Source organism: uncultured Parasphingorhabdus sp. (assembly GCF_963677535.2).
Classification (GTDB): Bacteria; Pseudomonadota; Alphaproteobacteria; order Sphingomonadales; family Sphingomonadaceae; genus Parasphingorhabdus.
On sequence record NZ_CAXXUT010000003.1, the window covers coordinates 1234892 to 1260526 of the forward strand.

Genomic DNA, 25635 nt, shown 5'->3' on the forward strand with positions numbered 1-25635 from the left:
CTCATCCCGTTGTTTATATTATTATGTCAGTCGTCGTTGGCGGGCATGTTCAGTGCGCCGCGTATTTCGTCATTGTCCGCACCCAGAGTCGGAGGATCGGCGTAGATATTGGCCGGGCTGGCGGAATAGTGCACCGGATGTTTGATCGTCCTATATTTGCCGATCTTCTCGCCTTCGCGTTCCTGCCAGAAACCGACCTGCTGGAGATGCGGATCGGTCAGTACATCTTCCATCTTGTTATAGCGCATCGCCGGAATATTATGTTCGTCGAGCAGCGGCAGCCATTCCTCCGTAGTCTTGGTCGCGGCAATCTCCTCGATCAGGGCATAAAGCGCGGTGATATTCTTGGTTCGCTGCGAATAGTCGGAAAAGCGGGGTTCGTCAAAGACCCCGGGCTTGCCGCCCAGCTCGAAAAATTTCCGCCATTGCGCATCATTATAGGGCACCAGACCGATGTAGCCGTCCTTGGTCGGATAGGGTTTGCGGTTGGCGTTGATCGAACGTGTATAGGCCAGCTTGCCATTGCCCGGAATGAAGGTCTCGCCCCACAGGTTCTCGACCATGTTGAACCAGGTGAAGGCTTCGTACATCGGTACCTGGACAAATTGTCCCTCGCCGGTCTTCTCCTTGTGATACATCGCCGCGAGCGTGGCATTGACCGCGAACAGGCCGATCGTCTTGTCGGCGACCAGTGACGGCATGTAGAGCGGCCGCCCGCTGTCGCCGCGCATCTCGAACAGGCTGGCGAAGCCGGAGGCGCACTGGATCAGATCGTCATAGGCCTGGCGCTTTTCATATTCGCCGCCCTTGCCGAAGCCGGCGCAATGGACATAGACGATGCCGGGGTTGATCGCCTTGACGCTTTCATAGTCGAGGCCGAGCCGTTCCATGCCGGCTAGCCGGACATTGTGGAAAAACACATCGGCATGTTTCAGCAGCTCGAGGATGACGGCCTTATCGTCTTCATTCTTGCCGTTGAGCGTGACCGATTTCTTGTTGCGATTGAGCGAGGTGAAGATCGGGCCGAGGTCACCGGTCGGATTGTCACCGGCATGGCGCATCATGTCGCCGCCGAATTTGCCTTCGCCATTTTCAATCTTGATGACGTCGGCGCCCATGTCGGCAAAATTGAGAGTGGCAAAAGGACCAAGGACGACGGTAGACATGTCGACGATTTTCAAACCCTTCAGGGGGCCTGTCGGTTCCGTGTCCCATTTAAGTTCCGGCCAGCCGCTCATTCAATATTCTCCATTTTAGCTAGTGCATGATTACAGCATGCTGTTATCATGTTTAATCGATTGATGAACTGTTTATTTTGAGGGAATTAGGATGGAATTGGCAGATCCCAAGGCGCCGGTACTAATCGGTGTCGGCGAGGCAAGCGGCGCAAAACTGAAGCAATCGCAAGGGCTTGAATGGCCCTCGACGGTTGACCTTGCCTCGGCGGCGGTGAAGCAGGCGCTGGCCGACAGCGGTGCCGGAGAAAAACTGGCGGCGTCGATTGACTGCCTGCTCTCGATTCGCCTGTTCCACGACAGCGGTCTGCCGCATGATTGCGGCTCGCCGGAAAATCTCCCCGAAGCGGTGGCCACGGCCTCTGGCCTCGATCCCGAACATCTGCTCTATGGCGATGTCGGGGGGCAGAGTCCGCAGAAGCATCTCAACAAGCTAGCGGCCCAAGTCCATGCCGGCGAATATAAGGCGGTGGTCCTGTCCAGCGCCGAAAATATGGGTACCGTCAAACGGGCGCGGCGCAGCGGTCACAAACTGGACTGGAACCGGCCGGCGACCCGCGACATGACCGATCTGATCACCCAGGAAGACAAGATGCTCACCGCCTATGAATGGCGGCAGGGCATTATCAACATGCCGATGGCCTATGGCATTGTCGAAAATGCCCGGCGTGCGCGGATTGGCATGGATCGCGACAGCTATGCGAAAGACATGGCCAAATTGTGGGCAGCTTTTGCTGGCGTATCGCTGACCCGCGAGCATGCGCAATTTTCCCGCGACTGGACGGCGGAAGAACTGCTCGCCGACGATCATGGCAATTATCGACTCAACGACCCCTATCGCCGCTGGATGGTGGCGCAGGATGCGGTCGAACTGGGCGCGGCGGTGATCCTGACCACGGCGGGCCATGCCGCGGAACTGGGCATATCCGGAGACAAGATGATCTATCTGCACAGTGGCGCCGACGCGAGCGTGCCGCTGATGAGCCTGCAGGATGATCTGTCGGTGTCCCCGGCGATGCAGGTGGCTTTCCCGAAAGCGCTGGAACTGGCGGAAGTGGATGCTGCGGATCTCGGCCCGATTGACATATATAGCTGTTTCCCGGTGGCGGTTTCGCTGGCGATGGACGCGCTGGGATCACCCGACCGGTCGCTGTCTTCCTACACCCTGACTGGCGGGCTCAGTTTCTTTGGCGGACCGGGCAACAGCTACAGCGCCCATGGCATTGTCGCGCTGGTCCAGGCGCTGCGCAAGGACGGCAGCAAGCCGGGCATGATCTCCGCCAATGGCGGCGTGATCAACAAGGAATCGGTGGGCATCTACGCCGCTCAGCCGGTGGCTGGCGGCTGGTCGCCCGACCGGATCGCCGAACCCGTGCGCATCCCGAAGCCGGATCATGTCAAGCCGGACCATTTCTTCAGCGGCAAGGCGGTGATCAAAAGCTACGTCATGCCTTATGGCAAGGCCAGCCGCGGCGCGGCGAGCCTGTGGCTGGAGGACGAGCTGGGCCTACCCGCCATCGGCGTCCTGCCCGATGCACCGGAAGACACTGACCTGATCGGCCTGGCGGTCGATGTGGTTACCGCTGACGAACGCAATATCGCCAAGCTCAGCGGATAGTCTCGATATCCAACAGTTCCATCTGCGGCGTCCAATAGCCGTCCCGGCAGGGTTCGTCCTTCGCCAGATCGGTTGACAGATATTTGCTGTTGCTGTCGGCGAAAATGGTCGCCACCGCCTTGCGCGTGCCGTCGGCGGCGGCCGGCTGCTCCAGTGCGAGGCGGATGGCGGCGACCAGATTGATGCCGCTGGAAATGCCGACGCCGAGACCGAACTGGCGGAGCAGCTGCTGCGCCATCAGGATCGCGTCGCCGTCGTGCACGCCGATCACGCCGTCCAGTTCGGACAGGTCGAGAAGGGCGGGGATGAATTCGTCCGACAGGCCCTGCACCCGGTGCTGGCCGCATTTGTGACCGACCGACAGGGTGGGGGATTCCAGCGGTTCGACCGGGTGCACGCGGATGCCGGCATCGCGGTCCTTGAGATAGCGGCCGATGCCCATCACCGTGCCGCCGGTGCCGACGCCGGCGACAAAGCCACCCAGAGCGGCGCCGTCGGTCGCAACCTGTCGCCATATTTCGGGACCGGTGCCCTGCGCATGTTCGTCGGCATTGACCGGGTTGGAAAACTGGCGGGGCAGATAGGCACCCTGCCGTGCGCAATGTTCGGCGGCGGCCATGCAGCCAAGAAAGCCGCCGTCCGCGCGCGAGACCAGCCGGACGTCGGCGCCATATACGGCGAGCAGGGCGCGCCGCTCGGCGCTGACCCAGTCGGGCATGAAGATGGTAACCGGGTGGCCGAGCGCGCTGCCAATAGCGGCAAAGGATATCCCGCTATTGCCGCTGGTTGCCTCGACAATTGTCTGGCCGGGTTGCAGATCGCCGCGCCGGATCGCATCCTGCAGGATCGCCAGTGCCATGCGGTCCTTGATGCTGCCTGAGAGATTGTACATTTCCGCCTTGGCATAGACGGTGACCTCCTGTCCCTGATATCGCGCCAGGATCTTGATCATCGGCGTATTGCCGATCAGCGCCGATAGCGACTGCAACTTGTCTCCGCGTTCCCGGTCTACAATATCCAGCATGGCCAACTCCTCTCTGTTGATCTGCATGGATCATGGTGATGCTGATGCGGAAAATCCTTGTCATTATTTGATGGCCTTGCGGTAATAATGTGATAATATTCCGGATATGAGACATAAGATAAAAAATATTGATGATAATGACCGGAATATCCTGAAAGCCTTGCAGCGGGACGCCAGCCTGTCGCTGGAAAATCTCGCGGCGCAGCTCAGCCTCTCGACCAATGCCTGCTGGCGGCGGATCAAGCGCATGGAGGCGGACGGTATAATCGCCCGCCGGGTGGCGATCGTCGATCCGGAAGCGGTCGGCCTGAACATGACCGTGTTTGTCGCCGTGCGGACCAGCGACCATAGCGACCAATGGCTGACAAAATTCGCCGCGGCCGCCTCTTCAATCGAGGAAGTGGTCGAATTCTACCGGATGGCCGGAGAGGTCGACTATATGCTCAAACTGCTGGTCCGCGATGTTGCCGACTATGACCGGGTCTACAAGAAACTGATCAAGGCGGTGCCGCTGTCCGATGTGTCGGCGAGCTTCGCGATGGAGCGGATCAAATACGAGACGGCGGTGCCGGTTTGAGGGGGTTTTACCACGTCGTTAGTATGTTTTCCGGTTTCTGTTTTCCCTTCTTCGGCGTGGTCATATTTTTGGGGGTGGCCGGCATCCTAACCCATGCGTAATGTAGAGCAGACAGGGAGGCGGATATTTCAAGCATCACCATCATCGGTCCGTCCATTTCCCCTTTTGTAACAAAAGTGAAGGCCGCGACGGCCTACAAGCGACTGCCGTTCACGCATCGGGAATATGTCGGTATTGCCGAACTCAGGAAACTGAACCCGCAAACCGGCAAAGTCCCTATCGCCCTGTTTGGAACGGATGTCCTGTTCGATTCCAGTCTGATCTTGCGCCGGCTGGACGCAGAGCAGCCATCACCGCCCTTGATCGCAGAGGATCCCGCGACCGCAGCCCGGCAATATCTGCTGGAAGATTGGAGCGATGAATCGCTTTACTGGTATGTTCAGGCGCTGCGCTGGAGCGACAAGAACGAGCCGCGTACGCTTGCGGAAAACCGCAAATTCGTGCCCGCCCCGCTTCGCCTGTTCGCGAAACCCATATTGCGGCGTCTGGTCGGCAGACAGCCTCAGGCGCAAGGGCTGGGGCGACTGCCAGAGGAAATGCTGATTGCCGAGCTCGCGCTGCGGCTGGACAATCTTGTAACATTGCTCGCGCGAGATCCGTTTTTCCATGCAGATAGGCCCAGCGTCGCGGATTTTGCGATTTACGGCGTCAGCACCACCGGGTTTTCCGGCGCGACTCCCGAATTTGCCGAGGCCTTTGCAAGCCGGCCCGCCCTGGTGGAGTGGCGCTCGAGAATGGACGCGGCAATCAGCGGCTAGACCCGGGTTGTGATCGTCCGTTTCGGGACTTAGCGGTCGGCAAAACCAACCCCGTCAAACCGCCACAACATCCTGCCGGAACCCCTCGATCCAATAAATTTCTTTGAAAAAAGCAAGTTACATGCAAGTCTCCGTCCGGGGGACAAGTTACATGGCCAAATTGGAAAGACCATTCGGTGTCTGGACGGCGACCGCGATGGTCGTGGGGACGATGATTGGTGCGGGTATTTTTGTTCTGCCCGGGCAGCTCGCACCGCTTGGCTGGACCGGTGCGGTCAGCTGGATCGTCGGCGGCATGGGCGTATTGGCAATTGCCCGCATCATCGCCGATCTCACGATCCAGCGATCCCATGAGCCCAGCATATTGACGATCTGTGGTGACATTCTCGGGCTGCTTCCGGGGCGGGTGATCGCCTGGAGCTACTGGGTTTCCCTGATCGGCAGCGCCGCGGTGGTCGCCATGGCCGGTGCCGCCTATCTGCTGCATCTGTTCCCGTCGCTTCCCCACGGCCCTCTGGAGCAAGCGATTGGCGGAACAGTGATTGTTGCCGCATTGACCACGATCAATATCCGCGGCGTGCGCAGCGCCGGCAATTTTCAGGTGACCGCCACGTTGCTCAAGCTCGTACCGCTCGTCGTTGTCATTGCAATCGTCGCGTGGCTCGCCGTGAGCGCGCCGGCGACCTATAGCCAGGCGCCGCTGGCTCCCTTTTCGGCGGCGTCGCTGACGCCGGCGCTGGCGATAACATTTTTCGCCCTGCTCGGCTTCGAATCCGCGGGCCTGGTGGCGGAACGGGTGCGCGACCCGGCTCGCAACGTCGTGCGGGGAACATTGCTGGGTCTCGCGCTGGTGCTTGTCATCTATATGATCGTGAGCACCGGTATCATGATGGCAAGCCCGGCGGACGAACTGTCTGCCAGCTCCGCCCCGATCGCCTATTTTGTCACGCGTTTTCTGGGACCGTGGGCGGGAAATGCCGTTGCATTATTCGCCGCGATCTCCGCGATCGGTTGTATCAACGGCATCATCCTGTTCATGGGCGAGCTCCCGCTGGGCATGGTCCGCGATGGCCAGCTGCCCGACTATATGGCGCCGGCCAACCGCCACGACGTGGCGGCGCGACCCTTGCTGCTGGGTAGCCTGCTGGCGATTATACTGATGCTCGGGAGCGCGACAGGCATCGGCGAGAGAGTGCTGGACTTCCTGCTGCGGCTCACGACCGCTTCGGCGATCTGGTTCTATGCCGCCATTTGCATCGCCGCTCTGGTGGCGCATGTTCAGCGAACCCTGGCGGTGGTTGGCCTCGGCTTCTGCTGTTGGGTGCTCTACGGAACCGGTTTGGAAGCGGGCGGTCTCGGCATCCTGCTGATTCTGGTCGCGGTGCCGCTGCATTTCCTGATCGGCGGACGGACGCGTGCCCGCGGGACGGCTCCTGCGGGCTGAATGCCGGGGGAGGTCGACTATCCGCTCAAGCTGCTGGTCCGCGATGTTGCCGATTATGACCGGGTCTACAAGAAACTGATCAAGGCGGTGCCCTTGTCCGATGTGTCGGCGAGCTTTGCGATGGAGCGGATTAAATATGAGACGGCGGTGCCGGTTTGAGAGCCCCTGCATGATGTTGAGACCCTTCTTCCATTTGCAAATGACTTAGTGGTCGTTATTCTTCTGCATTATGATGGATGAAAAGCTGCGTGGTGGAGCACTATGGGTTGCTATTATGGCAGCTACGCTTGCGCTTGTTTCTGTTTTTTCGTCAGTCGCGCGTGAAATATTTATTCAGCCAGTGCTATATACCACTATTGCAGCTGTATTTGTGCTCTTCATGCGAATAATTTCCTGCAAGGCATACCGTAGCGGCATTGCTAACATTAATTTGGCAATGCAGGGGACTGATCCATGGCCGGGTCGCGGGAAAAAACTGTCTGATCCCGAATGGGGGCTTTTTGGAAGAAATTTTGGCACGCCCTTGATCCTGAAGGTCAGAGCTATCTTGTTTTTGGGAACTATTCCTGCCGCCTTGATGCAAAACTGGCTAGGCCCAGAGATATTCTATCTCTGGTTTGCAGCTACGTTTCTAAGCCTGGAACTCAGTTTGATGTACGGCGCGCTGCATGGAACAAGCGAAGAAATCTAAGGTCCGCTTTCGAGATATTGCGGCCGCCAAAATCACCCCACAACCAACCCCATCAAACCGCCACAACATCCTGCCGGATCGCGCCAAATATCGAGTGACCATCCGCATCCAGCATCTGGATCTTCACCGTATCGCCGGCGCTCATGAACGGCGTCTTGGGCGCGCCGGTGTTGATGGTTTCGATCATCCGGATTTCGGCGATGCAGCTGTAGCCGAGGCCGCCTTCGCTGACCGGCTTGCCGGGATCGCCGTCGGGGCCCTGGTTGGAGACGGTGCCGGAACCGATGATCGTGCCGGCGCACAGGGGGCGGGTCTTGGCGGCATGGGCGACCAGATCGGCGAGGCTGAAGGTCGCGTCCTTGCCGGCATTGGCGCGGCCGAAGGGCTCGCGGTTATAGTCGACCTGCAGCGGCAGGTGGATGACCGAGCCCTTCCAAGCGTCGCCCAGTTCGTCTGGGGTCACGCAGACCGGGGAGAAAGCCGATGGCGGTTTCGACTGGAAAAAGCCGAAGCCCTTGGCCAATTCGCCGGGGATCAGGCCGCGCAGGCTGACGTCATTGCACAGCATGACCAGCTTGATATGGTCGGCGGCTTCCTCGCTGCTGACGCCCGGTGGCACATCATCGGTGATGACCGCGACTTCGCCTTCCATGTCACAGCCCCATTTGGGGTCGCCGAGCGGGATATCGTCGCGCGGGCCGAGGAAGGCGTCGCTGCCGCCCTGATACATCAGGGGATCTGTATAGAAGCTCTCCGGCACTTCGGCGCCGCGGGCTTTGCGGACCAGTTCAACATGGTTGATATAGGCGCTGCCGTCGGCCCATTGATAGGCGCGGGGCAGGGGGGATTCGGCGAGCCGCTCGTGAAAGCGTTCGCAGGGCACGGTTTCATGTTCGACATCGCGGTAGAGCGCTTCCAGCTTGGGCGCGCATTGTTCCCAGTCGTCCAGCGCCGCCTGCAGAGTCGGGGCAATATTGCTCGCTTCGCAGCAGCGAGTGAGGTCCTTGGAAACCACGACCAGGCGGCCGTCGCGGGTGTCATTTTTCAGGGTAGCGAGTTTCATGTGCGTTCCTTCATCCTGCTCCGTTCCCCCCGCGAATGCGAGGGCCCATCTCTCACCATTGCCTCTAGCGGAAACTTCGGGAGATGGACTCCTGCCTACGCAGGAGCACGGCATTGTTCAATGCGAAAACCTAATGCACGTCGCGCGCCTTTGCGTGCAGCCAGGCGGCATGTTGCGGGGCCTTCTTGGTCCGGCTCCATTCCTCGAGCATCGCGGGAGCGACGCGGCGCAATTCGGTCATTTCCTCTTCGGTGCCGATATCGCAGGCCAGTTCCAGCCTATGGCCGTTGGGATCGAAGAAATAGATCGACTTGAAAATGCCGTGATGGGTCGGGCCGATCACTTCGAGACCCTCGGCTTCGGCATTGGCCTTGGCGGCCATCAGATCGTCGAGCGAATTCACCTTGAAGGCGATATGCTGGACCCAGGCCGGGGTATTCTGGTCGCGGTCCATGTCCGGCTGCTCGGGCAGTTCGAAAAAGGCGAGGACATTGCCGCCGCCGGCATCGAGGAAGATGTGCATATAGGGGTCATGTTCGCCGGTCGACGGCACTTCATTCTCGGCAAAGGCGAGCTGGAACTCCATGCCCATGACGCGCTGGTAGAAATCGACCGTCTCCTTCGCGTCCTTGCAGCGATAGGCGACATGGTGGATGCCATCGATCTTGGGTGCGGCCATTATACCGGCTCCTCTACATTCAGCACCCCGCGCGATACCTGATCGCGTTCGATGCTCTCGAACAGGGCCTTGAAATTGCCCTCGCCGAAACCGTCATCGCCCTTTCTCTGGATGAATTCAAAGAAAACCGGTCCGACCTGTGCTTCGGCGAAAATCTGCAAGAGCAAGCGCGGCTCGCCACCCTCCGTGGTGCCGTCGAGCAATATACCACGCGTCTGCAGCGCGTTTACGTCTTCGCCATGGCCGGGCAGGCGACCGTCGAGCATCTCGTAATAGGTTGCTGGCGGCGCCGTCATGAACGGAACGCCGAGTTTCTTGAGCCGGTCCCAGCAGGCGACCAGATCGTCACAGATCAGCGCGATATGCTGGATGCCTTCGCCGTTGAATTCGCGCAGGAATTCCTCGATCTGGCCCTTGCCGCCTTCACCCTCTTCGTTGAGCGGGATGCGGATCTTGCCGTCCGGCGCGGTCAGCGCCTTGGAGGTCAGGCCGGTATATTCGCCCTTGATGTCAAAGAAGCGGATTTCGCGGAAATTGAACAATGTCTCGTAATAGTCGGCCCAATATTTCATCCGGCCGCCGTAGACATTGTGGGTCAGGTGATCGATCGTATGGAAACCGGCGCCAACGGGATTGCGGTCCACGCCCGGCAGATATTCAAAATCAATATCGTAGATCGACAGATTCTCGCCGCGCTCGCCGCCGTCATAGCGGTCGACCAGATAGAGGATTGCGCCGCCGATGCCGCGGATCGCGGGGATATGCAATTCCATCGGTCCGGTCTCGACATGCACCGGCTCGGCGCCTTTTTCGAGCAGCCAGGCATAGGCCTTGCGCGCGTCTTTCACCCGGAAAGCCATGCCGCAGGCCGAAGGGCCGTGCTCGCGGGCAAAATACCAGGCGGCCGACTTCGGCTCGTAATTGATGATCAGGTTGATGCCACCCTGCCGCCACAGATGGACATCCTTGCTGCGGTGCTGGGCGATGCGGGTGAAGCCCATGACTTCGAACACCGGCTCGAGCACGCCGCGCTCGGGCGCGCAAAATTCGACAAATTCAAAACCGTCGAGACCAACGGGATTTTCAAACAGATCAGCCACAATATTTCCTCGGGACAACAGGCGCCGTGGCGCGTTATAGTTACAAATGATACTATAGGGAGTTCGGGCGGGATATGCAAGGCATTAGCCGGTGGTTCTTGCACGTATAGGCACCGCAGATGGCGCATATATCAAAAGACTTTCGGCTGGCTCACAGACGATTTCCGCGCACCGGCTCGACCGCTGTCGTTGCTGCGGGTGCGGACAATGGGTCTGGCGCAGAGCAGCATGCCATTAAGTGAGGAAAAAAATACCGTAAATACAGATTATTAACTTTATCCGAATAGGCGCGCAGGCGGAACATATGACCATAGCACCCCCTTCGCACCGTCCGGATATCACCCCGATTGTCGCCACCATTTATCGCCCGATGATCCGGGGATATTTCGGGGTAGCGGCGGTCTATTATGCTGTGCTGACGCTGATGCATTTCGGGGTCCACAGCGGGTCGGCGCTGCTGGCCATCGTCACTGCCTCCTCCATCGCCAGTGCGGTTCTCGCCTTTTTCTGGTACGGATTGCGCAAGCCTGACACATTCGCTGATCTGCACATTATCACGACGATCGCCAATATGTTCATGCTGGCAAATGTGATGATCGCGATGGAGATCAAATTTGCCCAGACCGATCTGGTCTATTTCGTCATCATGGTCATGGTCTTTGCGCTCGCCTGCACCAGCATCAAGCAGGCGCTGGTTTCGATCGCCGCGGTGATCGCCGGGCTGTTCTACACATTGGTGCACAATGCGCCCGAGCTGCTGTTCAACTATGCCTTTGTCACATCGGCCGCAGCAATGACGGCGATCGCCATCACGATCTTCCTCCGCCGGACCATTGCCCGCACCGCCCTCGCCCGGCATGAGGTGGAAAACCGGCTGGAACGGGCGGAGATGCTCAGCGAGGAAATGCGCTATCTGTCGCTTTCCGACAGCCTGACTGGCCTGCCCAACCGCCGTGCCTTTTTCGAGGCCTTCCAGCTGAGCAAGCGCGAGGAAGGGGCGGGTTTTGCCAACTGGCTGGTGTTGCTGGATCTCGACGGGTTCAAGGCGGTGAACGACGGTTATGGCCATTTGATCGGCGACGAACTGCTGAAAGAAGTTGCCGTTCGCATGCAGGATTATTGCGGCAGCAAGGCCCATCTCAGCCGCATGGGGGGTGATGAATTCAATATAATCCTGTCCAACAGCGCGGAACCGTGCGTCGTCGAAGCCTGGTGCCGCGGGCTGCTGGAATATATCGGACGGGTCTATCTGATCGAGGATCGTCTGGTGCAGATTTCCGCATCCATCGGCTGTCACCGGATCGACCCGGCGGTTAGCGACGCCCAGCTTGTCCGGGATGCCGATTTTGCTTTGCTGCACGCGAAAAAGCACGGCAAGAACCGGGTCGTCGTGTTCTGTGAGGAACATGCCGCGGTGGCGGCCGAACGGTTCAGGATCGAGCAGGCCCTGCGCGTTGCCGATTTCGACACCGAAATCGAATTGCTCTTCCAGCCGCAGTTCGACCTTGGGGAAAACCGGATTGTCCGGGCCGAGGCGCTCGCCCGGTGGAACAGTCCCGTGATTGGAGAAATCCTGCCCGCGCGGTTCATCGCGGTTGCCGAGGAAAGCGGCCTGATTGCCAATATCACCCTCGCGGTGCTGAAGCAGGCCATTGCTGCACTGAAACGCTGGCATGAGCCGGTCCCGCTGTCGATCAACCTGTCGGGCCAAGATTTGCTGTCCGACCAGATCATCAGCCAGATTATCGCACAGGTGAAAGCCAGCGGTCTGGATCCGGCGCTGCTGGAATTCGAGGTTACCGAAACCGCGATGATGGCGGATACGCACAAGGCCAGCAGCAATATGTTGCGGCTGGCGGCGCTAGGGCACCCGCTGGCGCTTGATGATTTCGGCACCGGCTATTCCAATTTCAGCTATTTGCGGTCGCTTCCGATCAGCAAGCTGAAAGTGGACCGCTCCTTCCTCAATGATGTAGCGGATCCGATGACGGAAAAATTTCTGCAGTCGCTGGTCGGAATGGCGAAAACGCTTGGCGTGGATTGCCTGCTCGAAGGAGTGGAAGACGAGCTCCAGCTGATCATTGCCAAGCGGGTCGGCGCGCATATGGTCCAGGGATATCTGTTCGGAATACCAATGACCGCGGCAGAATTGCCCGCCTATCTCGTGCAGCGGGACGGGCGTGTCGAAGAATCGGTCGAACGGGACGCGATCAACCGATGAACATTGCGCGGGGTCAATTCCGCTTTCCCACCGTTTAGTGAAAATCGCGGGATTTCGGTAGAATCCGAACATTGCGCGGATGGCCGTAGCGGGGATAGGCCGGTCGCGGTCCCGGCGGTTTGTTCTCTGCAGCCCGTGCCGCCCGCCGATCTTCGTTGCGATAAATCGGTCGCTTGATCTCGTCGGCGCGGGCCATGGGGATATCCGGCCGGTCGTGGTCGGTAATCTCGTCGAGCATGAACGTATAATCCTCGACGCGCGTGGTCATTAGATGGGTCACGCCCTCGACGCTGCGCTGAACCTCTCCGGTGGCGAGCATAAGCCGTGCCGCCATCACCGGACGGCGCATCTTCTCAAAGCGGCTGGCCCAGAGCAGCAGGTTGGCGACTCCGCTTTCATCCTCCAGCGTGATGAACACCGCATTGCCCTTGCCGGGTCGCTGGCGGATCAGGACAACGCCGGCGACTTTCGCCTGCGAGCCGTTCTTGGCCTGGGCAAGTTCCGCGCAGCTGAGCACGCCGACTTCCCGCAAGCGTTCGCGCAGAAATTCCATCGGATGGCCTTTCAGCGACAGGCGGACGCTTTGATAGTCTGCAACGACATGCTCACCCTTGGTCATCGCGGGCAGACGGGCGTCTTGCTCCTGCCCCAGTTCCTTGGCTTGTGCGGCCTCGAACAGCGGCAAGGTGTTGACCGGAGTCCGGCGCACTTCCCACAAGGCCTGCCGCCGGTCGAGCCCCAGCGACCGGCAGGCATCGGCGTCGGCGAGCAGACGCAGGGCGCGGGCGGGGAGGTTGGCTTTATGCGCGAGTTCCTCGATGGTCCGGAAGGGGCGGGCGGCGAGGATTTGTTCCGCCCAGGCTTCACGGAAACCGTCGATCTGGCGCAGCCCGATGCGGAGGAAGATATCCTCCCCGCGCGAAGCGTGGGGAGGGGGGCCATCCGAAGGATGGTGGAGGGGCACCCCCGCTGCAACCCCTCCACCATCAGCCGCCGCTTTGCTCTGGCTGACGGTCCCCCTCCCCGAAGCTGGGGCTTCAGGGAGGATATTTTTCTCCACCCGGTTATCCCACTCGCTGAAATTCACATCCGGTTCCCGCACCTCCACCCCGTGTTCGCGCGCGTCGCGGACAATCTGCGCCGGCGCGTAAAATCCCATCGGTTGTGAATTGAGCAAGGCCGCCGCGAACACCGCCGGATGGTGGCACTTGATCCAGCTCGACACATAGACCAGCCGGGCAAAGCTGATCGCGTGGCTTTCGGGAAAGCCGTAGCTGCCGAAGCCCTGGATCTGCTTGTAGCAGCGCTCGGCAAATTCCCGCTCATAGCCCTTGGCGGTCATACCCTCGATCATCTTCGCCTCGAAATGGTGGATCGTGCCGACATTGCGAAAGGTCGCCATCGCCCGGCGCAGCTTGTTGGCATCGGCTGGCGAAAAATCGGCGGCAACAATCGCCAGCTTCATTGCCTGTTCCTGGAACAGCGGCACGCCGAAGGTTCGGCCGAGCACGGATTTCAGCTCGTCCGGATCATGCGGTGGAGCCGGCGAGGGCAGGGTGACCTTTTCCACGCCCGACCGCCGCCGCAAATAGGGATGGACCATTTCGCCCTCGATCGGCCCCGGCCGGACAATCGCCACCTGGATCACCAGATCATAGAATTCGCGCGGTTTCAGCCGTGGCAGCATGTTGATCTGGGCGCGGCTTTCGACCTGGAACACGCCGATACTGTCGCCCTTGCACAGCATGTCATAGGTCGCCGGATCCTCGTGCGGGACGTTCTGGAGGGTCCATTTTTCCTCCCCGAAGCGCAGCTTAGGGGAGGTGGCGCGCCGAAGGCGTGACGGAGGGGCATCTGGTTGAAACCGGGACCCCTCCACCACGCTTCGCGTGGTCCCCCTCCCCGAAGTTGGCGCTTCAGGGAGGATGTTGATCCGCTCCAGCATATCGAACGCCTTGCGGATACAGGTCAGCATCCCCAGCGCCAATATATCCACCTTCATCAGGCCGAGCGTGTCGATATCATTCTTGTCCCACTCGATGAAGGTGCGGTCGTCCATCGCCGCATTGTGGATCGGCACGGTTTCGTCGAGCCGGTCCTGAGTCAGCACGAAACCGCCGACATGCTGCGACAGATGGCGGGGAAATTGCAGGATCTGCTGCACCAGATCGCCGAGCCGCCGGATTTCCGGATTGTCCGGGTCGAGGCCGGTCTCGGCAAAGCGCTTGTCAGGCTGTTTGCCGCCGTGACTGCCCCAGACGGTGCTCGACAGACGGCTGGTAATATCCTCCGACAGGCCGAGCGCCTTGCCAACCTCGCGGATCGCGCTGCGCGAGCGATAATGGGTCACCGTCGCGGCAATCCCGGCGCGGTGGCGGCCATAGCGGGCATAGATATACTGGATCACCTCCTCGCGTCGCTCATGTTCGAAGTCGACGTCGATATCCGGCGGCTCGCGCCGTTCCTCGGAGATGAAGCGCGAGAAGAGCAGGTCATGTTCCATCGGATCGGCCGAGGTGATGCCGAGCAGATAGCAGACGGCGCTGTTCGCCGCCGATCCGCGCCCCTGGCAGAGAATATTCTGGGTCTGGGCAAATTTGACAATGTCGTGGACGGTCAGGAAATAGGGCGCATAATCCATTTTTTCGATCAGCCGCAATTCCTCTTCCACCTTGGACCGCAACCGCTCCGGCAGGTTGTCCCCATGCCGCTCATGGGCGGCGGTCCAGGTCAGATGGGCGAGCCAGCCTTGCGGCGTCCAGCCATCGGGCACCGGTTCCTCGGGATAATGGTAGCTCAGTTCGTCGAGCGTGAAATCGACGAGTTGGAGCAGCTCCTGCGTCTCGGCCAGCGCCTCCGGATGGTCGCGGAACAGGCGCGCCATTTCGGCCGGGGCTTTGAGAAAACGCTCGGCATTGGCGGCGAGCAGGCGGCCCGCTTTGGGAATCGTGGTCTTCTCGGCGATGCAGGTCAGGATGTCGTGGAGCGGACGCTGTTCGGGCGTTGCATAGAGCGGGTTGTTGGTTGCCAGGAGCGGGATGCCGGTCGCTTCGGAGAGGCGGTGCAGCCTGGCAAGATGACGCTTGTCCGGTCCGGAACGCGGCATGACTGCGCCCAGCCAGATATGGGGCGTGAGAGAGCGGAGTCGCCCCAATATTTCCTCCCCGCGCGCAGCGTGGGGAGGGGGACCATGCGCAGGATGGTGGAGGGGTGCCTTCAGTGTAGTGCCCCCGCCGCTAACCCCTCCACCATCAGCCGCCGTTTCGCTCTGGCTGACGGTCCCCCTCCCCGAAGCTGACGCTTCAGGGAGGATGATTAAAGCCCAGTCCTCGTCACACCATTCCAGCAAATCCGCCGCATAGAGAAAACAATCCCCCTTCTCCGCCCGCAAATTGCCGGTCGAGAGCAGCCGGGTCAGCCGCCCCCAGCCGCGCCGGTTGCGGGGATAGACAATCACTTCCGGTGTCTCGTCGGCAAAGGCCAGCCGTGACCCGACGATCAGCTTGCAATCCGGCAGCACCAGCCCTTCTTCCGCCGCATCCTCGCGCGCCCGGCGCAGCGCCGCATGCGCCCGCACGACACCGGCAACGCTGTTGCGGTCGGCAATGCCGATCCCGGTCATGCCCAGCGCCATTGCCTGCAGCACCATGTCGGCGGGGGATGAGGCGCCGCGCAGGAAACTGTAATGGGTGGAAGCCGCCAGTTCGGCGAATTCAGACATATCCGTTCGCCTCGAGCGAAGTCGAGAGGCTGCTAGAGGTGTCTCGACTTCGGCAGGAACTGCCGAAGTTTACCCTGAACCTGTCGAAAGGCTCGACACGAACGGATTTTGGGCAACAGATATTCTCCATCACGCAAACAGCCCATGCACATACCAGTCCGGGTTTGCTTTTTCCTCGCCATAGAGACCGTGGCGGAACAACCAGTAGCGGCGACCGCGGGCGTCTTCGACGCGATAATAGTCGCGGGTCAGGCCGCCCTTGCCGGGTTGCTGTCCGTCCTTGCGCTGCCACCATTCCGAGGCGATCCGCTCGGGCCCTTCATAGCGCATCACCTGGTGACTCTTGCGCCGCCAGGTGAAGCGATAGGGCGGGCCGTCGGGGACTTCGGCGATCACCTGCACGCGCTGCGGCGGGTCGAACATGTGCAAAGGCCGCATCGGCGGATTGTCGGGAGACTGCCGCTGCCACGGCACCGGCGGCGGAGCGTTGAGCGCGGGCAGGGCGAGCAGGCCCTGTTCGGGAATATGGCTGTCGGCGGCGGCAAATTTCTGTACCCGGTCGCGGCCCATTCTGGTGCTGAGTTGGCTGACGAGAGAGACCGCATCGCCGCGCCGGTCCTCGCCGCCCTCGAGCCGCAACTGCTGCGGCGCGAGCGCTTCGGAAGCGACAATGCTCAGCCGGATCAGATCATAGCCGAAACCGGGGTTGAGTTCGTCGTTGAGCGCCTCGATCCGTTCGCGTAGCAGGCGTTTGAAAAGGGCTGCATCGCGGGTCGGCGCGCCGGTCTCCAGCCCGAGCCGCGCGACATCGCCATCGCAGCGGAACAGCATCATCCGGATCATCCGCGCGCCCTGACCGCGCTCGTTGAGTCGTTCGGAGGCTTCGGCAAATAATTCCGACAGGCAGGTCAGCGCGCCGTCGATATGGGTCAGCGGTTCGGCAAAGCGTCGCTCGGTGACGACATTGCCGATCCGGCGCAGCGGATCGATCGGCCGGTCCTCGAGCCCCAATATCCGGTCCAGCCGCACCGTCAGCTCCATCCCGAAGCGCGCCGCCAGATTGGCGCGGGGCCGTTCGGCCAGATCGCCGATATGATAGAGCCCGGCCCGTTCCAGCGACTGGTGGGTCTTTGCGTCCATGGCCAGCGCCGACACCGGCAGCTGGGCCTCCGCGCCTTCCTTCAGACCATGTCGTGCCAGCGCCAGCGCGGCATCTGCCGTTCCGGCCAAGGCCCAGCAGGCGCTATAGCCCGCAGCGTCGAGCCGGTCCTCGGCATCCTGCGCCAGCTTTTCCTCATTGCCGTGCAGATGCGCCGCGCCGGTGATATCGAGGATCAGCGCATGAGGCGGCTCGACCGCGACCATCGGCGTATAGCGCTCGCAGGCTTCGGCCAGTCGCGACAGCAGGTCGGCGTCGGCCAGCGGCTGATGATCAAAGGCATGCAGGTCCGGCACCCGCGCCCGCGCGTCGGCAAGCTTCATCCCCGGGCCGAGTCCCAGCGATACGGCCTGCCGGTCCGCCGCCATGATCACCATCGCGCCGCGGATTTTCTCGGTTAGCGCGAAGGGATGGTCAGGCGGCCCGTGTGCCCTGATGATCCGTTCGGACGGCAGCCAGGGCAGGGACAGCGCCAGTATCCGGCGCGCTCTGCTCGCTGTGTTGCTCGCGGAAGACTTGATCGTCACGGTTCCACTCCAGTCGGGCGCTCAGCCCGTAAAGCCCGCTGCGATGGCGCAGCAATTTGATATCGAAAGCAGGATGGCCCGGAGCATTGGCCTCCAGCGCGAGCGAAGGCGCCGCAGCCACCAACCAGCGGCTGAAGGCAGCGGTCGGCAGGGGGTTGTCCGGATCGCTGTTGGAGCGCAGCATCAGGCTGAGAACTCCGGATTTCTGCGCCGACAGCGACAGGCGGCGAGTGGCGGTCAGGTCGAGACCCCTGGGCTTCTTTCCGGCCAGTTCGATGATCACCGCCGCCATCGCCGGTGATCGCACCCCGTCGGCGGCCGCGCGCAGCGCCGCGATACTGTCGGGCGCATCGACATGGAGGATGCTGTCGGGATCAATTCCCAGTTCCGCCAGTCCCGGCGGGTAGAGCCGGCCCTGCCGTCTCGTCTCGCCGCTTTCGCTGACCCACAGGACGGGGCGCGCCTCCTGATCCAGGTTCCGGCAACGCTGCGCCAGCAACAGCGCCATTGCCGCGGCGCTGGTCCGGTCATCCTTGCTCTCCGCATGCAGTTCGTGCAGCGCCGCCCGCGGCAGGCCGTCGGCTTTCGCATTGCCGCGCAAGGCGCTATCAATCGCCTCGACTCCGAAGCCGAAATGCGACGGCGCGTCTTCTTCCGATGTTCTCACACCGGAAGCCGCCAATATTCTGGCGAGCTTGGTCCGCAAGGCAGAGGCTTTTGCCGGGCTTGCCGGAGGTACAGCAGAGGGGTTGTCCGGTGAAGGCTCGACAGCCTGTCCCGAATCCGAATCGATAGTGTTCATGATATGTTCTAAAATATAGAAGAACGTTTGAGGGTCAAGTCATTCCACGGCTCGGGGCAAGGCCGGGCAGGCACGGATCGCTGCCCGGAACGGTGATACCGGAAAAAGAATGGAGATATCCGGGCAGGCCGGCCCGCAAAAAAAGCCCGCTTCTGCAGAGGCAGAAGCGGGCAAGGTGGAAGTGGCAATCTTTGAAAATTGGCTCAGAAGAAACCCGTCACAGCGGCTAGCGCCACGACCGCCAACAGGGTCGATATGCCCAGCACCATGATCATATGGCGGGTGGTGAAGCCCTGACGGGCACGGGTTTTATCCAATTTTTTCATATGTCATTCCTGCTTTTTCTATTTATCGAGGATGGGTTACAAGCTGGATGAGAGCATCCATGATGCTTCTTCCAGAGCGCCGATTCGCGCGGTCAGCAGGTCGGCGGTGAAGACGTCATCGGCTTCCTCTGCGGTTTTTACAAATTCGCGCATCTGGTCGGCGACGGCGAGATTGTCGTTTGAAAGCTGCTTCAGCATGGCTTCGACATCACCCCAGTCGGTCTGGTCGTCGATCACGCTATTATTGACATAGGTCGACAGGCCAACCGGCGTTTTTGCGCCGAGCGCCCGGATCCTTTCGGCAATTTCGTCAATCGAGGCAGCCAGATCTTCATACTGGCCTTCGGTCAGCATATGGACGCCGTGAAACTGGGGGCCGGTCACATTCCAGTGGACCGACTGGGTCTTGTGATAAAGCACAACCGTCGACGCCAGGGCATCACCGAGCTTTGCTGCCATTTCGGCACGGTCGGTTTTCTTGATGTCGCTTTTCATTTCTCGAAGTTCTGCGGATTTGATGGTCGTTGTCATAAAATTATCTTCCTTTCGTTTTGGCGCGCTCGACGAACGGGCGGAGCGCGGGACCTGCCTGACTTACGCATCCCTCACGGATTGGTTCCCCGACCCGAGCAGAAATCCGGCGGCGGGAATTGGCTGGAACCAATCCGCTTTCCGCTGCGTAGATTCCTCATAACCCCCAACGAAAGGACGACAGAAATGACCAACATTTCAAATGCAAAAATAGCCATATTGGCAACGGACGGTTTTGAGAAATCGGAACTTTTCGAACCCAGAAAACAGCTCGCCGAAGCCGGGGCGGACATCACCATCGTGTCGCTGGAGAGCGGTTCGATCAAAAGCTGGGATGAAAAGGACTGGGGCGAAAGCATCGCGGTCGACATCACATTGGACGAAGCCAGAGAAGGCGATTTTGACGCGCTGGTCCTGCCGGGCGGACAGATGAACCCCGACCTGTTGCGGGTAGAAAATAAGGCCGTCGATTTCGTGACCGCTTTTTTCGATGCCGGCAAACCGCTTGCCGCCATCTGCCATGCGCCGTGGCTGCTGATCGAGGCGGATCTGGTGCAGGGTCGCAAGGTTACCGGCTATCCTTCGATCAAGACCGACCTGATCAACGCGGGCGCGCAATTCGAGGATAGCGAAGTGGTCGTCGACAACGGCCTGATCACCTCGCGCGATCCGGGCGACCTTGACGCATTCTGTGGCAAGATCATCGAGGAGGTCAGGGAAGGCATTCACAAGCGGACGCAAAAAGCGGCCTGAATCAGGGCGCCGGCGGCGCGAGGACCGGCTCTTCCGGAGCCGGTCCCCTGCGGCAGGTCATCGCTGATTTGTCTTTTGTCCTGCCTCTGCGTCGACTCGCCTCAATAGCCTTAACAAAGGCAGCCGTCGCTTTTTAGCGAGCGGATTGTATGGAAAAATGCCATTTTTGTAACCCCAAGGAGTAAAATATGAAGAATTTTCTGACCCTCGTGACCGGCGCTGCGCTGCTTGCGGCTACCCCGGCCCTGGCGCAAGATGCTGCCACGGCAGTCAAAGTGGAAGCCGGTATGAAGGTGTTCGGACCCAATGGCGGTCCCGTGGGTACGGTTGAATCCGTCGCTGGTGGCGCCGTGGTAATCGATACCGGCAACAACAAGGCCGCACTGTCGCCAGACGCCTTTGCCAAGGCAGAAAACGGCTTGTCGATCACGATGACCAAGGTTGATCTGGACGCTGCTGTTGAAAAAGCGGCGGCCGATGCCAGAGCCAAGCTGCTGGCTGCCCTGACCCCCGGCACCGAAGTGAAAACCGTAACTGGCGCCGCAGTCATCGGCACCATCAAGGAAAATGATACCGAATTCGTGACGGTCGAGCATGAAGGCGTACCGGTTCAGCTGCCGGTCGAAGCGTTCATGGCCCAGCCGGACGGTGTTTCGATCACGATGACCGAAGACCAGTTCAAAGCCGCGCTTGCCGGTACCCAGTAAGCCGTTTGCCCTGACGGCGGCAGGACAATGATCCTGCCGCTGCTAGGCGCTGAATTTCAACCCCAGTTCATACATCGCTATCGCCGCCTGGGCCGCTTCGCCGCCCTTGTTCTTGCGCGTCTTGTCCGCGCGGGCCAGCGCCTGCTCCTCATTTTCCGTCGTGATGATGCCGTTGCCGACCGCCGCGCCGTCCATCGACAAGGCCATGATACCGCGCGCGCTTTCACCGGCAACAATCTCAAAATGATAGGTCTCGCCGCGGATCACCACGCCGATCGCGACAAAGCCGTCATATTGATTGGCGTCGATCGCCATCGAGATCGCACCGGGAATTTCCAGCGCGCCGGGCACGGTGATGATCTCGTGCTCGTGCCCCGCCGCCTTCAGCGCATCGGTCGCGCCCTCGATCAGCATGTCGTTGAGATGGTCGTAAAAACGCGCTTCGACGATCAGGAATTTTGCCATTTTCTGTCTCTTTCAATCGGGTCATCCTGACTATTTTGTCAGGATCGGGTGAATGTTCGTTGCAGGCCCTGGATTAGATCAGGACGACGGGCCGGTCAGGCCCATTCCGCTTATTTCTATGCCGGGTCGCTGTCGCTGGCCTGCACTTCGCGCTGGGCGACAATCCGCAGGCCATAAGCGTCGAGCCCGACCAGATCATGGCTGGTATTGGTCAGCAATTCCATATCATGGACACCGAGCTCGCTCAGAATCTGCGCGCCGACGCCATAGTCGCGCTGCTGATCCATCGGCGGCGGCTTTCCGCCTCCGAGGCTGCGGACCTGAGCCGAATAGAAATCGGGCAGGCGCGGGCTGATGAATACAATGATCCCCGAGCCTTCTTCGCCGATGATCTTCATCGATTCCTGCAACATGTTGGGGCGTCCGGTCTCGAGCCCGAACAGGTCTGGGAACATCGCCGTCGCGTGCATCCGCACCAGAGTCGGCTGGTCGGGGTCGACATGGCCTTTCTGCAACACGATCTGTTCGCTTTCGGTGGCCATATTATAATAGGTAATGGCCGTCCATTCCCCGCCCCAGCGGCTGGTGAAACGCGCTTCTTCCCGCCGTTCGGTCAGATGGTCGTGGCGCAGGCGATAAGCGATCAGGTCGCGGATCGTGCCGATTTTCATGCCGTGATGCTGGGCAAATTCGATCAGATCGTCGAGCCGCGCCATCTCGCCGTCATCCTTCATGATCTCGCAGATTACACCGGACGGGTTGAGGCCGGCCAGCCGCGAGACATCGACCGCCGCTTCGGTATGGCCGGCGCGGACCAGCACCCCGCCATTGCGTGCCTGCAGCGGAAAGACATGGCCGGGAGTGACAATCTCTTCCTTGCCCTTGGTCCGGTCGATCGCCACGGCCACGGTGCGCGCCCGGTCAGCAGCGCTGATCCCGGTGGTGACGCCGTCGCGCGCCTCGATCGAAATGGTGAAGGCGGTCTCATAGGCGCCGCGATTGTTCTGGCTCATCATGTCAAGGCCCAGTTCCTCGACCCGGTCGCGGGTCATCGCCAGGCAGATCAGACCGCGGCCATATTTGGCCATGAAATTGATCGCATCGGGGGTCGCCATCTGCGCTGGGATGATCAGATCGCCCTCGTTCTCGCGGTCCTCGTCATCGACCAGGATATACATGCGCCCGTTGCGCGCCTCGTTGATAATCTCTTCCGCGCTCGCCATTACCCCGCTGCCGCCGCGCGCCAGATAAGTTTCCAGCTTGCCGAGCGTTTCGGCGGTCGGGTTCCAGTCCTCCTGCCCCAGGCTGCGCAGGCTGTTGGCGTGCAGCCCGGCGGCCCGAGCCAGCCCGGCGCGGGTTTCCTCACCGGATTCGATCAGGGCGACCAGTTTTTCGATCAGGATCTTGCTCATAGACTCGGCCTTTCTATGTGATGTTGGAGACCGGGTATCACATTGGGGTGTGATCGGTCTAGGGTGATTATCACATTGGGTTCACATAATGTGTTGCGCTCTCGTCATCCGGAACGTGTTTCAGGTCCCGCTCGCTCTTGACCGGAACCTTTCCTACACCAATACGCTATTAGGCCATGGCAAAAGCGAAACACTGGATCGAGCCGCATCCGCAGGGCATCTACGTCCGGCCTGCCGATGTCTGGATCGATCCGTCCGTGCCGAAGGAAAATGCCGTCGTCACCCATGGCCATGCCGATCATGCGCGCGGCGGGCATAGGGATGTCTGGGCGACGCCGGAGACGCTGGCGATCATGGGTCTGCGCTATGGGACCGAGGCGGGCACACCCACCGCTTATGGCGAGGGGTTCGAGCGTGGCGGGGTCCGGTTCAGCCTGCATTCGGCGGGCCATGTGCTGGGTTCGGCCCAGGTGCTGATGGAATATCAGGGCGAGCGGGTGGTCGTTACCGGCGATTACAAGCGCCGCCCCGATCCGACCTGCGCGCCGTTCGAGCTGGTGCCTTGCGATATTTTTATCACCGAGGCGACCTTTGGCTTGCCGGTGTTCCAGCATCCGCCGATCGCGGGCGAGATTGCCAAGATTTTTGCGCGGCTGGAAGCCGAGCCGGACAGCAGCATATTGCTCGGCGCCTATGCTCTGGGCAAGGCGCAGCGGGTGATTGCCGAGCTGCGCCGGGCGGGCTGGGACAAGCCGATCTATCTGCACGGCGCGCAGGTCCGGATGTGCGAACTCTACGAGGAACTCGGCGTGTCGCTGGGCGAATTGCGGCTGGTGATGGATACGCCGAAGGACGAGATGCGCGGCCAGATCATCATCGCGCCGCCCTCGGCGCTGACCGACAAATGGAGCCGGCGGCTGCCCAATCCGGTGACCGCCATGGCGTCCGGCTGGATGCGGGTGCGCGGGCGGGCGCGGCAGCGCGGGGTCGAGATCCCCTTGGTCATTTCCGACCATGCCGACTGGGACGAACTGACCGAGACGATCCGCGAACTGGCGCCGAAGGAAACCTGGATCACCCATGGCAGCGAGGACGGCCTGCTGCGCTGGTGCGAGCTGCATCAGATCAAGGCGCGGGCGCTGGCGATGGTCGGGCGCGAAGAAGGGGATGACGGCTGATGCGCCGCTTTGCCGCCCTGATCGACAGTCTGGTCTACACCCGGTCGCGCAACGCCAAGCTGGCGGCGATTTCTACCTATTTGCGCGAAACGCCCGACCCGGATCGCGGCTGGGCGCTGGCGGCGCTGACCGACAGCCTCGACTTCCCGGCGGTCAAGTCGGCCACCATCCGCAATCTGGCAGGAACGCGGATTGATCCCGAACTGTTCCGCCTGTCGCGTCACCATGTCGGCGACACCGCCGAGACCGTGGCTTTGGTCTGGCCCGAAGCGGACGGGCGGGAACAGAGCGATCCGAGCATCGACGAAGTGGTGCACGCGCTGTCTGCTGCCAATCGTGCGACGGCTCCCGATATTGTCGCCTCCCTGCTCGACAGTCTGGATAGCAACAGCCGTTATGCGCTGCTCAAGCTGGCGGTCGGCGGGATGCGGGTCGGGGTGTCGGCGCGGCTGGCGAAAACCGCTTTCGCGCAGGCCTTTGATGTGGCGCTCGACGATGTCGAGGAGCTCTGGCACGCGCTCGATCCGCCTTATGAAGCTCTGTTTCAATGGGCGGAGCAGGGCGGTGACCGTCCTGATCTGTCCGCGACGCCTTTCTTCCGGCCATTCATGCTGTCGCACCCGTTCGAGGGCGATAGCCTCGATCTCGGCCAATATGCGGTCGAGTGGAAATGGGACGGCATTCGCGTGCAGGCGGTCCATCTCGGCGGTGAAACCCGGCTCTACAGCCGCGGCGGCGATGATATCAGCGCATCCTTCCCCGATATTGTCGAGGCGTTCGACCGTGACGGCGTGATTGATGGCGAATTACTGGTGCGCGGCACCGATCAGGGCGGCGAAGCGGCCAGTTTCAACGCGCTGCAAAAGCGTCTGGGGCGCAAGACGGTCTCGAAAAAGATGCGGCAGGAATTTCCCGCCTTTGTCCGGGTCTATGATCTGCTGATGGACGGGGAAGACGATCTGCGCCTGTCGCCCTGGCACGAGCGGCGTCAGCGGCTCGAGCGCTTTGTCCCCACACTCAATGCGGATCATTTCGATCTGTCCGCCGTGGTCGATGTCGATAATTTTGCCGCGCTGGAGGCGATGCGCGCCGGCGCGCGCGATGCGGCGATCGAGGGCGTGATGCTGAAACGCCGCGAAAGCCCCTATCTGGCGGGCCGGGTCACCGGTCACTGGTACAAGTGGAAGCGGGATCCGCTGAACGCCGACTGTGTGATGATGTATGCCCAGCGCGGCAACGGGCGGCGCGCGTCCTTCTATTCTGACTATACATTCGGCTGCTGGACCGAGGATGGCGAACTGCTGCCGGTCGGCAAGGCCTATTCGGGCTTCACCGACGAGGAGCTGAAATGGCTCGACCGTTTCGTCCGGCAGAATACGCTGAACCGGTTCGGGCCGGTCCGCGAGGTCAAGAAATCGCTGGTGCTGGAAGTCGCGTTCGATTCGATCCACGAAAGCGGCCGCCACAAATCCGGCCTCGCCATGCGCTTCCCGCGTATCCACCGCATCCGCAAGGACAAGCCGGCGGAGGAAGCCGACCGGATTGTGACGTTGCAGACAATGATTTCCTGAGCGTTGGCCGTTC

23 protein-coding genes are annotated in these 25635 nt (G+C 60.9%); 11 read left to right on the forward strand and 12 right to left on the reverse strand.

The features are described 5' to 3' along the window. Positions 1 to 26: 26 nt before the first annotated feature. Positions 27 to 1238: a CaiB/BaiF CoA-transferase family protein gene (locus ACHZCJ_RS12855; RefSeq protein ID WP_159647322.1), complete on the reverse strand. Its 1212-nt coding sequence runs from the start codon at positions 1236 to 1238 to the stop codon at positions 27 to 29. A gap of 91 nt (positions 1239 to 1329) precedes the next feature. On the opposite strand from ACHZCJ_RS12855, the gene ACHZCJ_RS12860 reads away from it, so the two are divergent. Further along, the gene (locus tag ACHZCJ_RS12860) at positions 1330 to 2853 is read left to right on the forward strand and encodes a hypothetical protein (protein WP_321326937.1); all 1524 of its coding nucleotides are present in this window, start codon (positions 1330 to 1332) and stop codon (positions 2851 to 2853) included. Here the strand turns inward: ACHZCJ_RS12860 and ACHZCJ_RS12865 are convergent. Continuing rightward, complete coding sequence (locus tag ACHZCJ_RS12865; RefSeq protein ID WP_321326938.1) at positions 2843 to 3877, reverse strand: PLP-dependent cysteine synthase family protein; 1035 nt, start codon at positions 3875 to 3877, stop codon at positions 2843 to 2845. The two genes, ACHZCJ_RS12860 and ACHZCJ_RS12865, sit on opposite strands and share 11 nt — an antisense overlap. Positions 3878 to 3983: 106 nt before the next feature. Here ACHZCJ_RS12865 and ACHZCJ_RS12870 point away from each other — a divergent pair, with 106 nt between their 5' ends. The 5 genes from ACHZCJ_RS12870 (at position 3984) to ACHZCJ_RS12890 (ending at position 7407) form a co-directional block, all read left to right on the forward strand. Next, on the forward strand, positions 3984 to 4454 hold the full coding sequence (locus tag ACHZCJ_RS12870; protein WP_321326939.1) for an Lrp/AsnC family transcriptional regulator: 471 nt from the start codon (positions 3984 to 3986) through the stop codon (positions 4452 to 4454). Between the two features lie 155 nt (positions 4455 to 4609). Next, positions 4610 to 5272: a glutathione S-transferase family protein gene (locus ACHZCJ_RS12875; protein ID WP_321327796.1), complete on the forward strand. Its 663-nt coding sequence runs from the start codon at positions 4610 to 4612 to the stop codon at positions 5270 to 5272. A 151-nt stretch (positions 5273 to 5423) separates the two neighbouring features. After that, positions 5424 to 6716, forward strand: a complete 1293-nt coding sequence (locus ACHZCJ_RS12880) for an amino acid permease (protein ID WP_321326940.1) — start codon at positions 5424 to 5426, stop codon at positions 6714 to 6716. Next, the gene (locus tag ACHZCJ_RS12885; protein WP_321326941.1) at positions 6717 to 6875 is read left to right on the forward strand and encodes an Lrp/AsnC ligand binding domain-containing protein; all 159 of its coding nucleotides are present in this window, start codon (positions 6717 to 6719) and stop codon (positions 6873 to 6875) included. It abuts the gene before it with no gap. A gap of 73 nt (positions 6876 to 6948) precedes the next feature. After that, on the forward strand, positions 6949 to 7407 hold the full coding sequence (locus ACHZCJ_RS12890; RefSeq protein WP_321326942.1) for a hypothetical protein: 459 nt from the start codon (positions 6949 to 6951) through the stop codon (positions 7405 to 7407). A gap of 52 nt (positions 7408 to 7459) precedes the next feature. On the opposite strand, the gene ACHZCJ_RS12895 is transcribed toward ACHZCJ_RS12890, so the two are convergent. From ACHZCJ_RS12895 to hppD, 3 genes are all read right to left on the reverse strand, one after another. Beyond that, the gene (locus ACHZCJ_RS12895) at positions 7460 to 8470 is read right to left on the reverse strand and encodes a fumarylacetoacetate hydrolase family protein (protein ID WP_321326943.1); all 1011 of its coding nucleotides are present in this window, start codon (positions 8468 to 8470) and stop codon (positions 7460 to 7462) included. 130 nt (positions 8471 to 8600) lie between these two features. Continuing rightward, the gene (locus tag ACHZCJ_RS12900) at positions 8601 to 9149 is read right to left on the reverse strand and encodes a VOC family protein (protein ID WP_321326944.1); all 549 of its coding nucleotides are present in this window, start codon (positions 9147 to 9149) and stop codon (positions 8601 to 8603) included. Next, complete coding sequence (hppD, locus tag ACHZCJ_RS12905; protein WP_321326945.1) at positions 9149 to 10249, reverse strand: 4-hydroxyphenylpyruvate dioxygenase; 1101 nt, start codon at positions 10247 to 10249, stop codon at positions 9149 to 9151. The genes ACHZCJ_RS12900 and hppD overlap by 1 nt, the downstream gene beginning before the upstream one ends. Before the next feature lie 304 nt (positions 10250 to 10553). On the opposite strand from hppD, the gene ACHZCJ_RS12910 reads away from it, so the two are divergent. Next, on the forward strand, positions 10554 to 12470 hold the full coding sequence (locus ACHZCJ_RS12910) for an EAL domain-containing protein (RefSeq protein WP_321326946.1): 1917 nt from the start codon (positions 10554 to 10556) through the stop codon (positions 12468 to 12470). A gap of 34 nt (positions 12471 to 12504) precedes the next feature. Here ACHZCJ_RS12910 and ACHZCJ_RS12915 read toward each other — a convergent pair whose 3' ends face one another. The 5 genes from ACHZCJ_RS12915 to ACHZCJ_RS12935 all read right to left on the reverse strand — a co-directional run bounded on the left by ACHZCJ_RS12915 (position 12505) and on the right by ACHZCJ_RS12935 (position 19536). After that, complete coding sequence (locus ACHZCJ_RS12915) at positions 12505 to 16191, reverse strand: error-prone DNA polymerase (RefSeq protein WP_321326947.1); 3687 nt, start codon at positions 16189 to 16191, stop codon at positions 12505 to 12507. 129 nt (positions 16192 to 16320) lie between these two features. Continuing rightward, positions 16321 to 17877: a DNA polymerase Y family protein gene (locus tag ACHZCJ_RS12920; RefSeq protein ID WP_321326948.1), complete on the reverse strand. Its 1557-nt coding sequence runs from the start codon at positions 17875 to 17877 to the stop codon at positions 16321 to 16323. Beyond that, positions 17765 to 18679, reverse strand: a complete 915-nt coding sequence (locus ACHZCJ_RS12925) for a hypothetical protein (RefSeq protein ID WP_321326949.1) — start codon at positions 18677 to 18679, stop codon at positions 17765 to 17767. The genes ACHZCJ_RS12920 and ACHZCJ_RS12925 overlap by 113 nt, the downstream gene beginning before the upstream one ends. 203 nt (positions 18680 to 18882) lie before the next feature. Continuing rightward, positions 18883 to 19005, reverse strand: coding sequence for a hypothetical protein (locus ACHZCJ_RS12930; RefSeq protein ID WP_268893912.1), 123 nt, complete (start codon positions 19003 to 19005; stop codon positions 18883 to 18885). A 36-nt stretch (positions 19006 to 19041) separates the two neighbouring features. Then, entirely contained in the window at positions 19042 to 19536 is a 495-nt protein-coding gene (locus tag ACHZCJ_RS12935) for a Dps family protein (protein ID WP_159647344.1), read from the reverse strand. Between the two features lie 186 nt (positions 19537 to 19722). Here ACHZCJ_RS12935 and ACHZCJ_RS12940 point away from each other — a divergent pair, with 186 nt between their 5' ends. Then, the gene (locus ACHZCJ_RS12940) at positions 19723 to 20289 is read left to right on the forward strand and encodes a type 1 glutamine amidotransferase domain-containing protein (protein ID WP_321326950.1); all 567 of its coding nucleotides are present in this window, start codon (positions 19723 to 19725) and stop codon (positions 20287 to 20289) included. A gap of 188 nt (positions 20290 to 20477) precedes the next feature. Further along, positions 20478 to 20996 (forward strand): hypothetical protein, encoded by a 519-nt coding sequence (locus ACHZCJ_RS12945; RefSeq protein WP_159647348.1) that lies wholly within the window; start codon positions 20478 to 20480, stop codon positions 20994 to 20996. A gap of 42 nt (positions 20997 to 21038) precedes the next feature. Here ACHZCJ_RS12945 and ribH read toward each other — a convergent pair whose 3' ends face one another. Both ribH and ribB read right to left on the reverse strand, forming a co-directional pair. Then, positions 21039 to 21461: a 6,7-dimethyl-8-ribityllumazine synthase gene (gene ribH, locus ACHZCJ_RS12950; RefSeq protein WP_321326951.1), complete on the reverse strand. Its 423-nt coding sequence runs from the start codon at positions 21459 to 21461 to the stop codon at positions 21039 to 21041. A gap of 116 nt (positions 21462 to 21577) precedes the next feature. Next, positions 21578 to 22873 (reverse strand): 3,4-dihydroxy-2-butanone-4-phosphate synthase, encoded by a 1296-nt coding sequence (gene ribB, locus ACHZCJ_RS12955; RefSeq protein WP_159647352.1) that lies wholly within the window; start codon positions 22871 to 22873, stop codon positions 21578 to 21580. A gap of 176 nt (positions 22874 to 23049) precedes the next feature. Here ribB and ACHZCJ_RS12960 point away from each other — a divergent pair, with 176 nt between their 5' ends. Together ACHZCJ_RS12960 and ACHZCJ_RS12965 are read left to right on the forward strand one after the other, a co-directional pair. Further along, entirely contained in the window at positions 23050 to 24051 is a 1002-nt protein-coding gene (locus tag ACHZCJ_RS12960; RefSeq protein ID WP_321326952.1) for a ligase-associated DNA damage response exonuclease, read from the forward strand. Continuing rightward, positions 24051 to 25622, forward strand: coding sequence for a cisplatin damage response ATP-dependent DNA ligase (locus ACHZCJ_RS12965; RefSeq protein WP_321326953.1), 1572 nt, complete (start codon positions 24051 to 24053; stop codon positions 25620 to 25622). The genes ACHZCJ_RS12960 and ACHZCJ_RS12965 overlap by 1 nt, the downstream gene beginning before the upstream one ends. The last annotated feature ends 13 nt before the right edge of the window (positions 25623 to 25635 follow it).

What these genes read in the sequence shown, in the direction of transcription:
- ACHZCJ_RS12890 (WP_321326942.1), top strand. Translation starts at nt 6,949, where the DNA reads ATGGATGAAAAGCTGCGTGGTGGAGCACTATGGGTTGCTATTATGGCA.
- ACHZCJ_RS12870 (WP_321326939.1), top strand. Translation starts at nt 3,984, where the DNA reads ATGAGACATAAGATAAAAAATATTGATGATAATGACCGGAATATCCTG.
- ACHZCJ_RS12940 (WP_321326950.1), top strand. Translation starts at nt 19,723, where the DNA reads ATGACCAACATTTCAAATGCAAAAATAGCCATATTGGCAACGGACGGT.
- ACHZCJ_RS12925 (WP_321326949.1), bottom strand. Translation starts at nt 18,679, where the DNA reads ATGAACACTATCGATTCGGATTCGGGACAGGCTGTCGAGCCTTCACCG.
- ACHZCJ_RS12885 (WP_321326941.1), top strand. Translation starts at nt 6,717, where the DNA reads ATGCCGGGGGAGGTCGACTATCCGCTCAAGCTGCTGGTCCGCGATGTT.
- ACHZCJ_RS12935 (WP_159647344.1), bottom strand. Translation starts at nt 19,536, where the DNA reads ATGACAACGACCATCAAATCCGCAGAACTTCGAGAAATGAAAAGCGAC.
- ribH (WP_321326951.1), bottom strand. Translation starts at nt 21,461, where the DNA reads ATGGCAAAATTCCTGATCGTCGAAGCGCGTTTTTACGACCATCTCAAC.
- ACHZCJ_RS12860 (WP_321326937.1), top strand. Translation starts at nt 1,330, where the DNA reads ATGGAATTGGCAGATCCCAAGGCGCCGGTACTAATCGGTGTCGGCGAG.
- ACHZCJ_RS12960 (WP_321326952.1), top strand. Translation starts at nt 23,050, where the DNA reads ATGGCAAAAGCGAAACACTGGATCGAGCCGCATCCGCAGGGCATCTAC.
- ACHZCJ_RS12880 (WP_321326940.1), top strand. Translation starts at nt 5,424, where the DNA reads ATGGCCAAATTGGAAAGACCATTCGGTGTCTGGACGGCGACCGCGATG.
- ACHZCJ_RS12945 (WP_159647348.1), top strand. Translation starts at nt 20,478, where the DNA reads ATGAAGAATTTTCTGACCCTCGTGACCGGCGCTGCGCTGCTTGCGGCT.
- ACHZCJ_RS12915 (WP_321326947.1), bottom strand. Translation starts at nt 16,191, where the DNA reads ATGTCTGAATTCGCCGAACTGGCGGCTTCCACCCATTACAGTTTCCTG.
- ACHZCJ_RS12855 (WP_159647322.1), bottom strand. Translation starts at nt 1,238, where the DNA reads ATGAGCGGCTGGCCGGAACTTAAATGGGACACGGAACCGACAGGCCCC.
- ACHZCJ_RS12895 (WP_321326943.1), bottom strand. Translation starts at nt 8,470, where the DNA reads ATGAAACTCGCTACCCTGAAAAATGACACCCGCGACGGCCGCCTGGTC.
- ribB (WP_159647352.1), bottom strand. Translation starts at nt 22,873, where the DNA reads ATGAGCAAGATCCTGATCGAAAAACTGGTCGCCCTGATCGAATCCGGT.
- ACHZCJ_RS12965 (WP_321326953.1), top strand. Translation starts at nt 24,051, where the DNA reads ATGCGCCGCTTTGCCGCCCTGATCGACAGTCTGGTCTACACCCGGTCG.
- ACHZCJ_RS12865 (WP_321326938.1), bottom strand. Translation starts at nt 3,877, where the DNA reads ATGCTGGATATTGTAGACCGGGAACGCGGAGACAAGTTGCAGTCGCTA.
- ACHZCJ_RS12930 (WP_268893912.1), bottom strand. Translation starts at nt 19,005, where the DNA reads ATGAAAAAATTGGATAAAACCCGTGCCCGTCAGGGCTTCACCACCCGC.
- ACHZCJ_RS12910 (WP_321326946.1), top strand. Translation starts at nt 10,554, where the DNA reads ATGACCATAGCACCCCCTTCGCACCGTCCGGATATCACCCCGATTGTC.
- ACHZCJ_RS12900 (WP_321326944.1), bottom strand. Translation starts at nt 9,149, where the DNA reads ATGGCCGCACCCAAGATCGATGGCATCCACCATGTCGCCTATCGCTGC.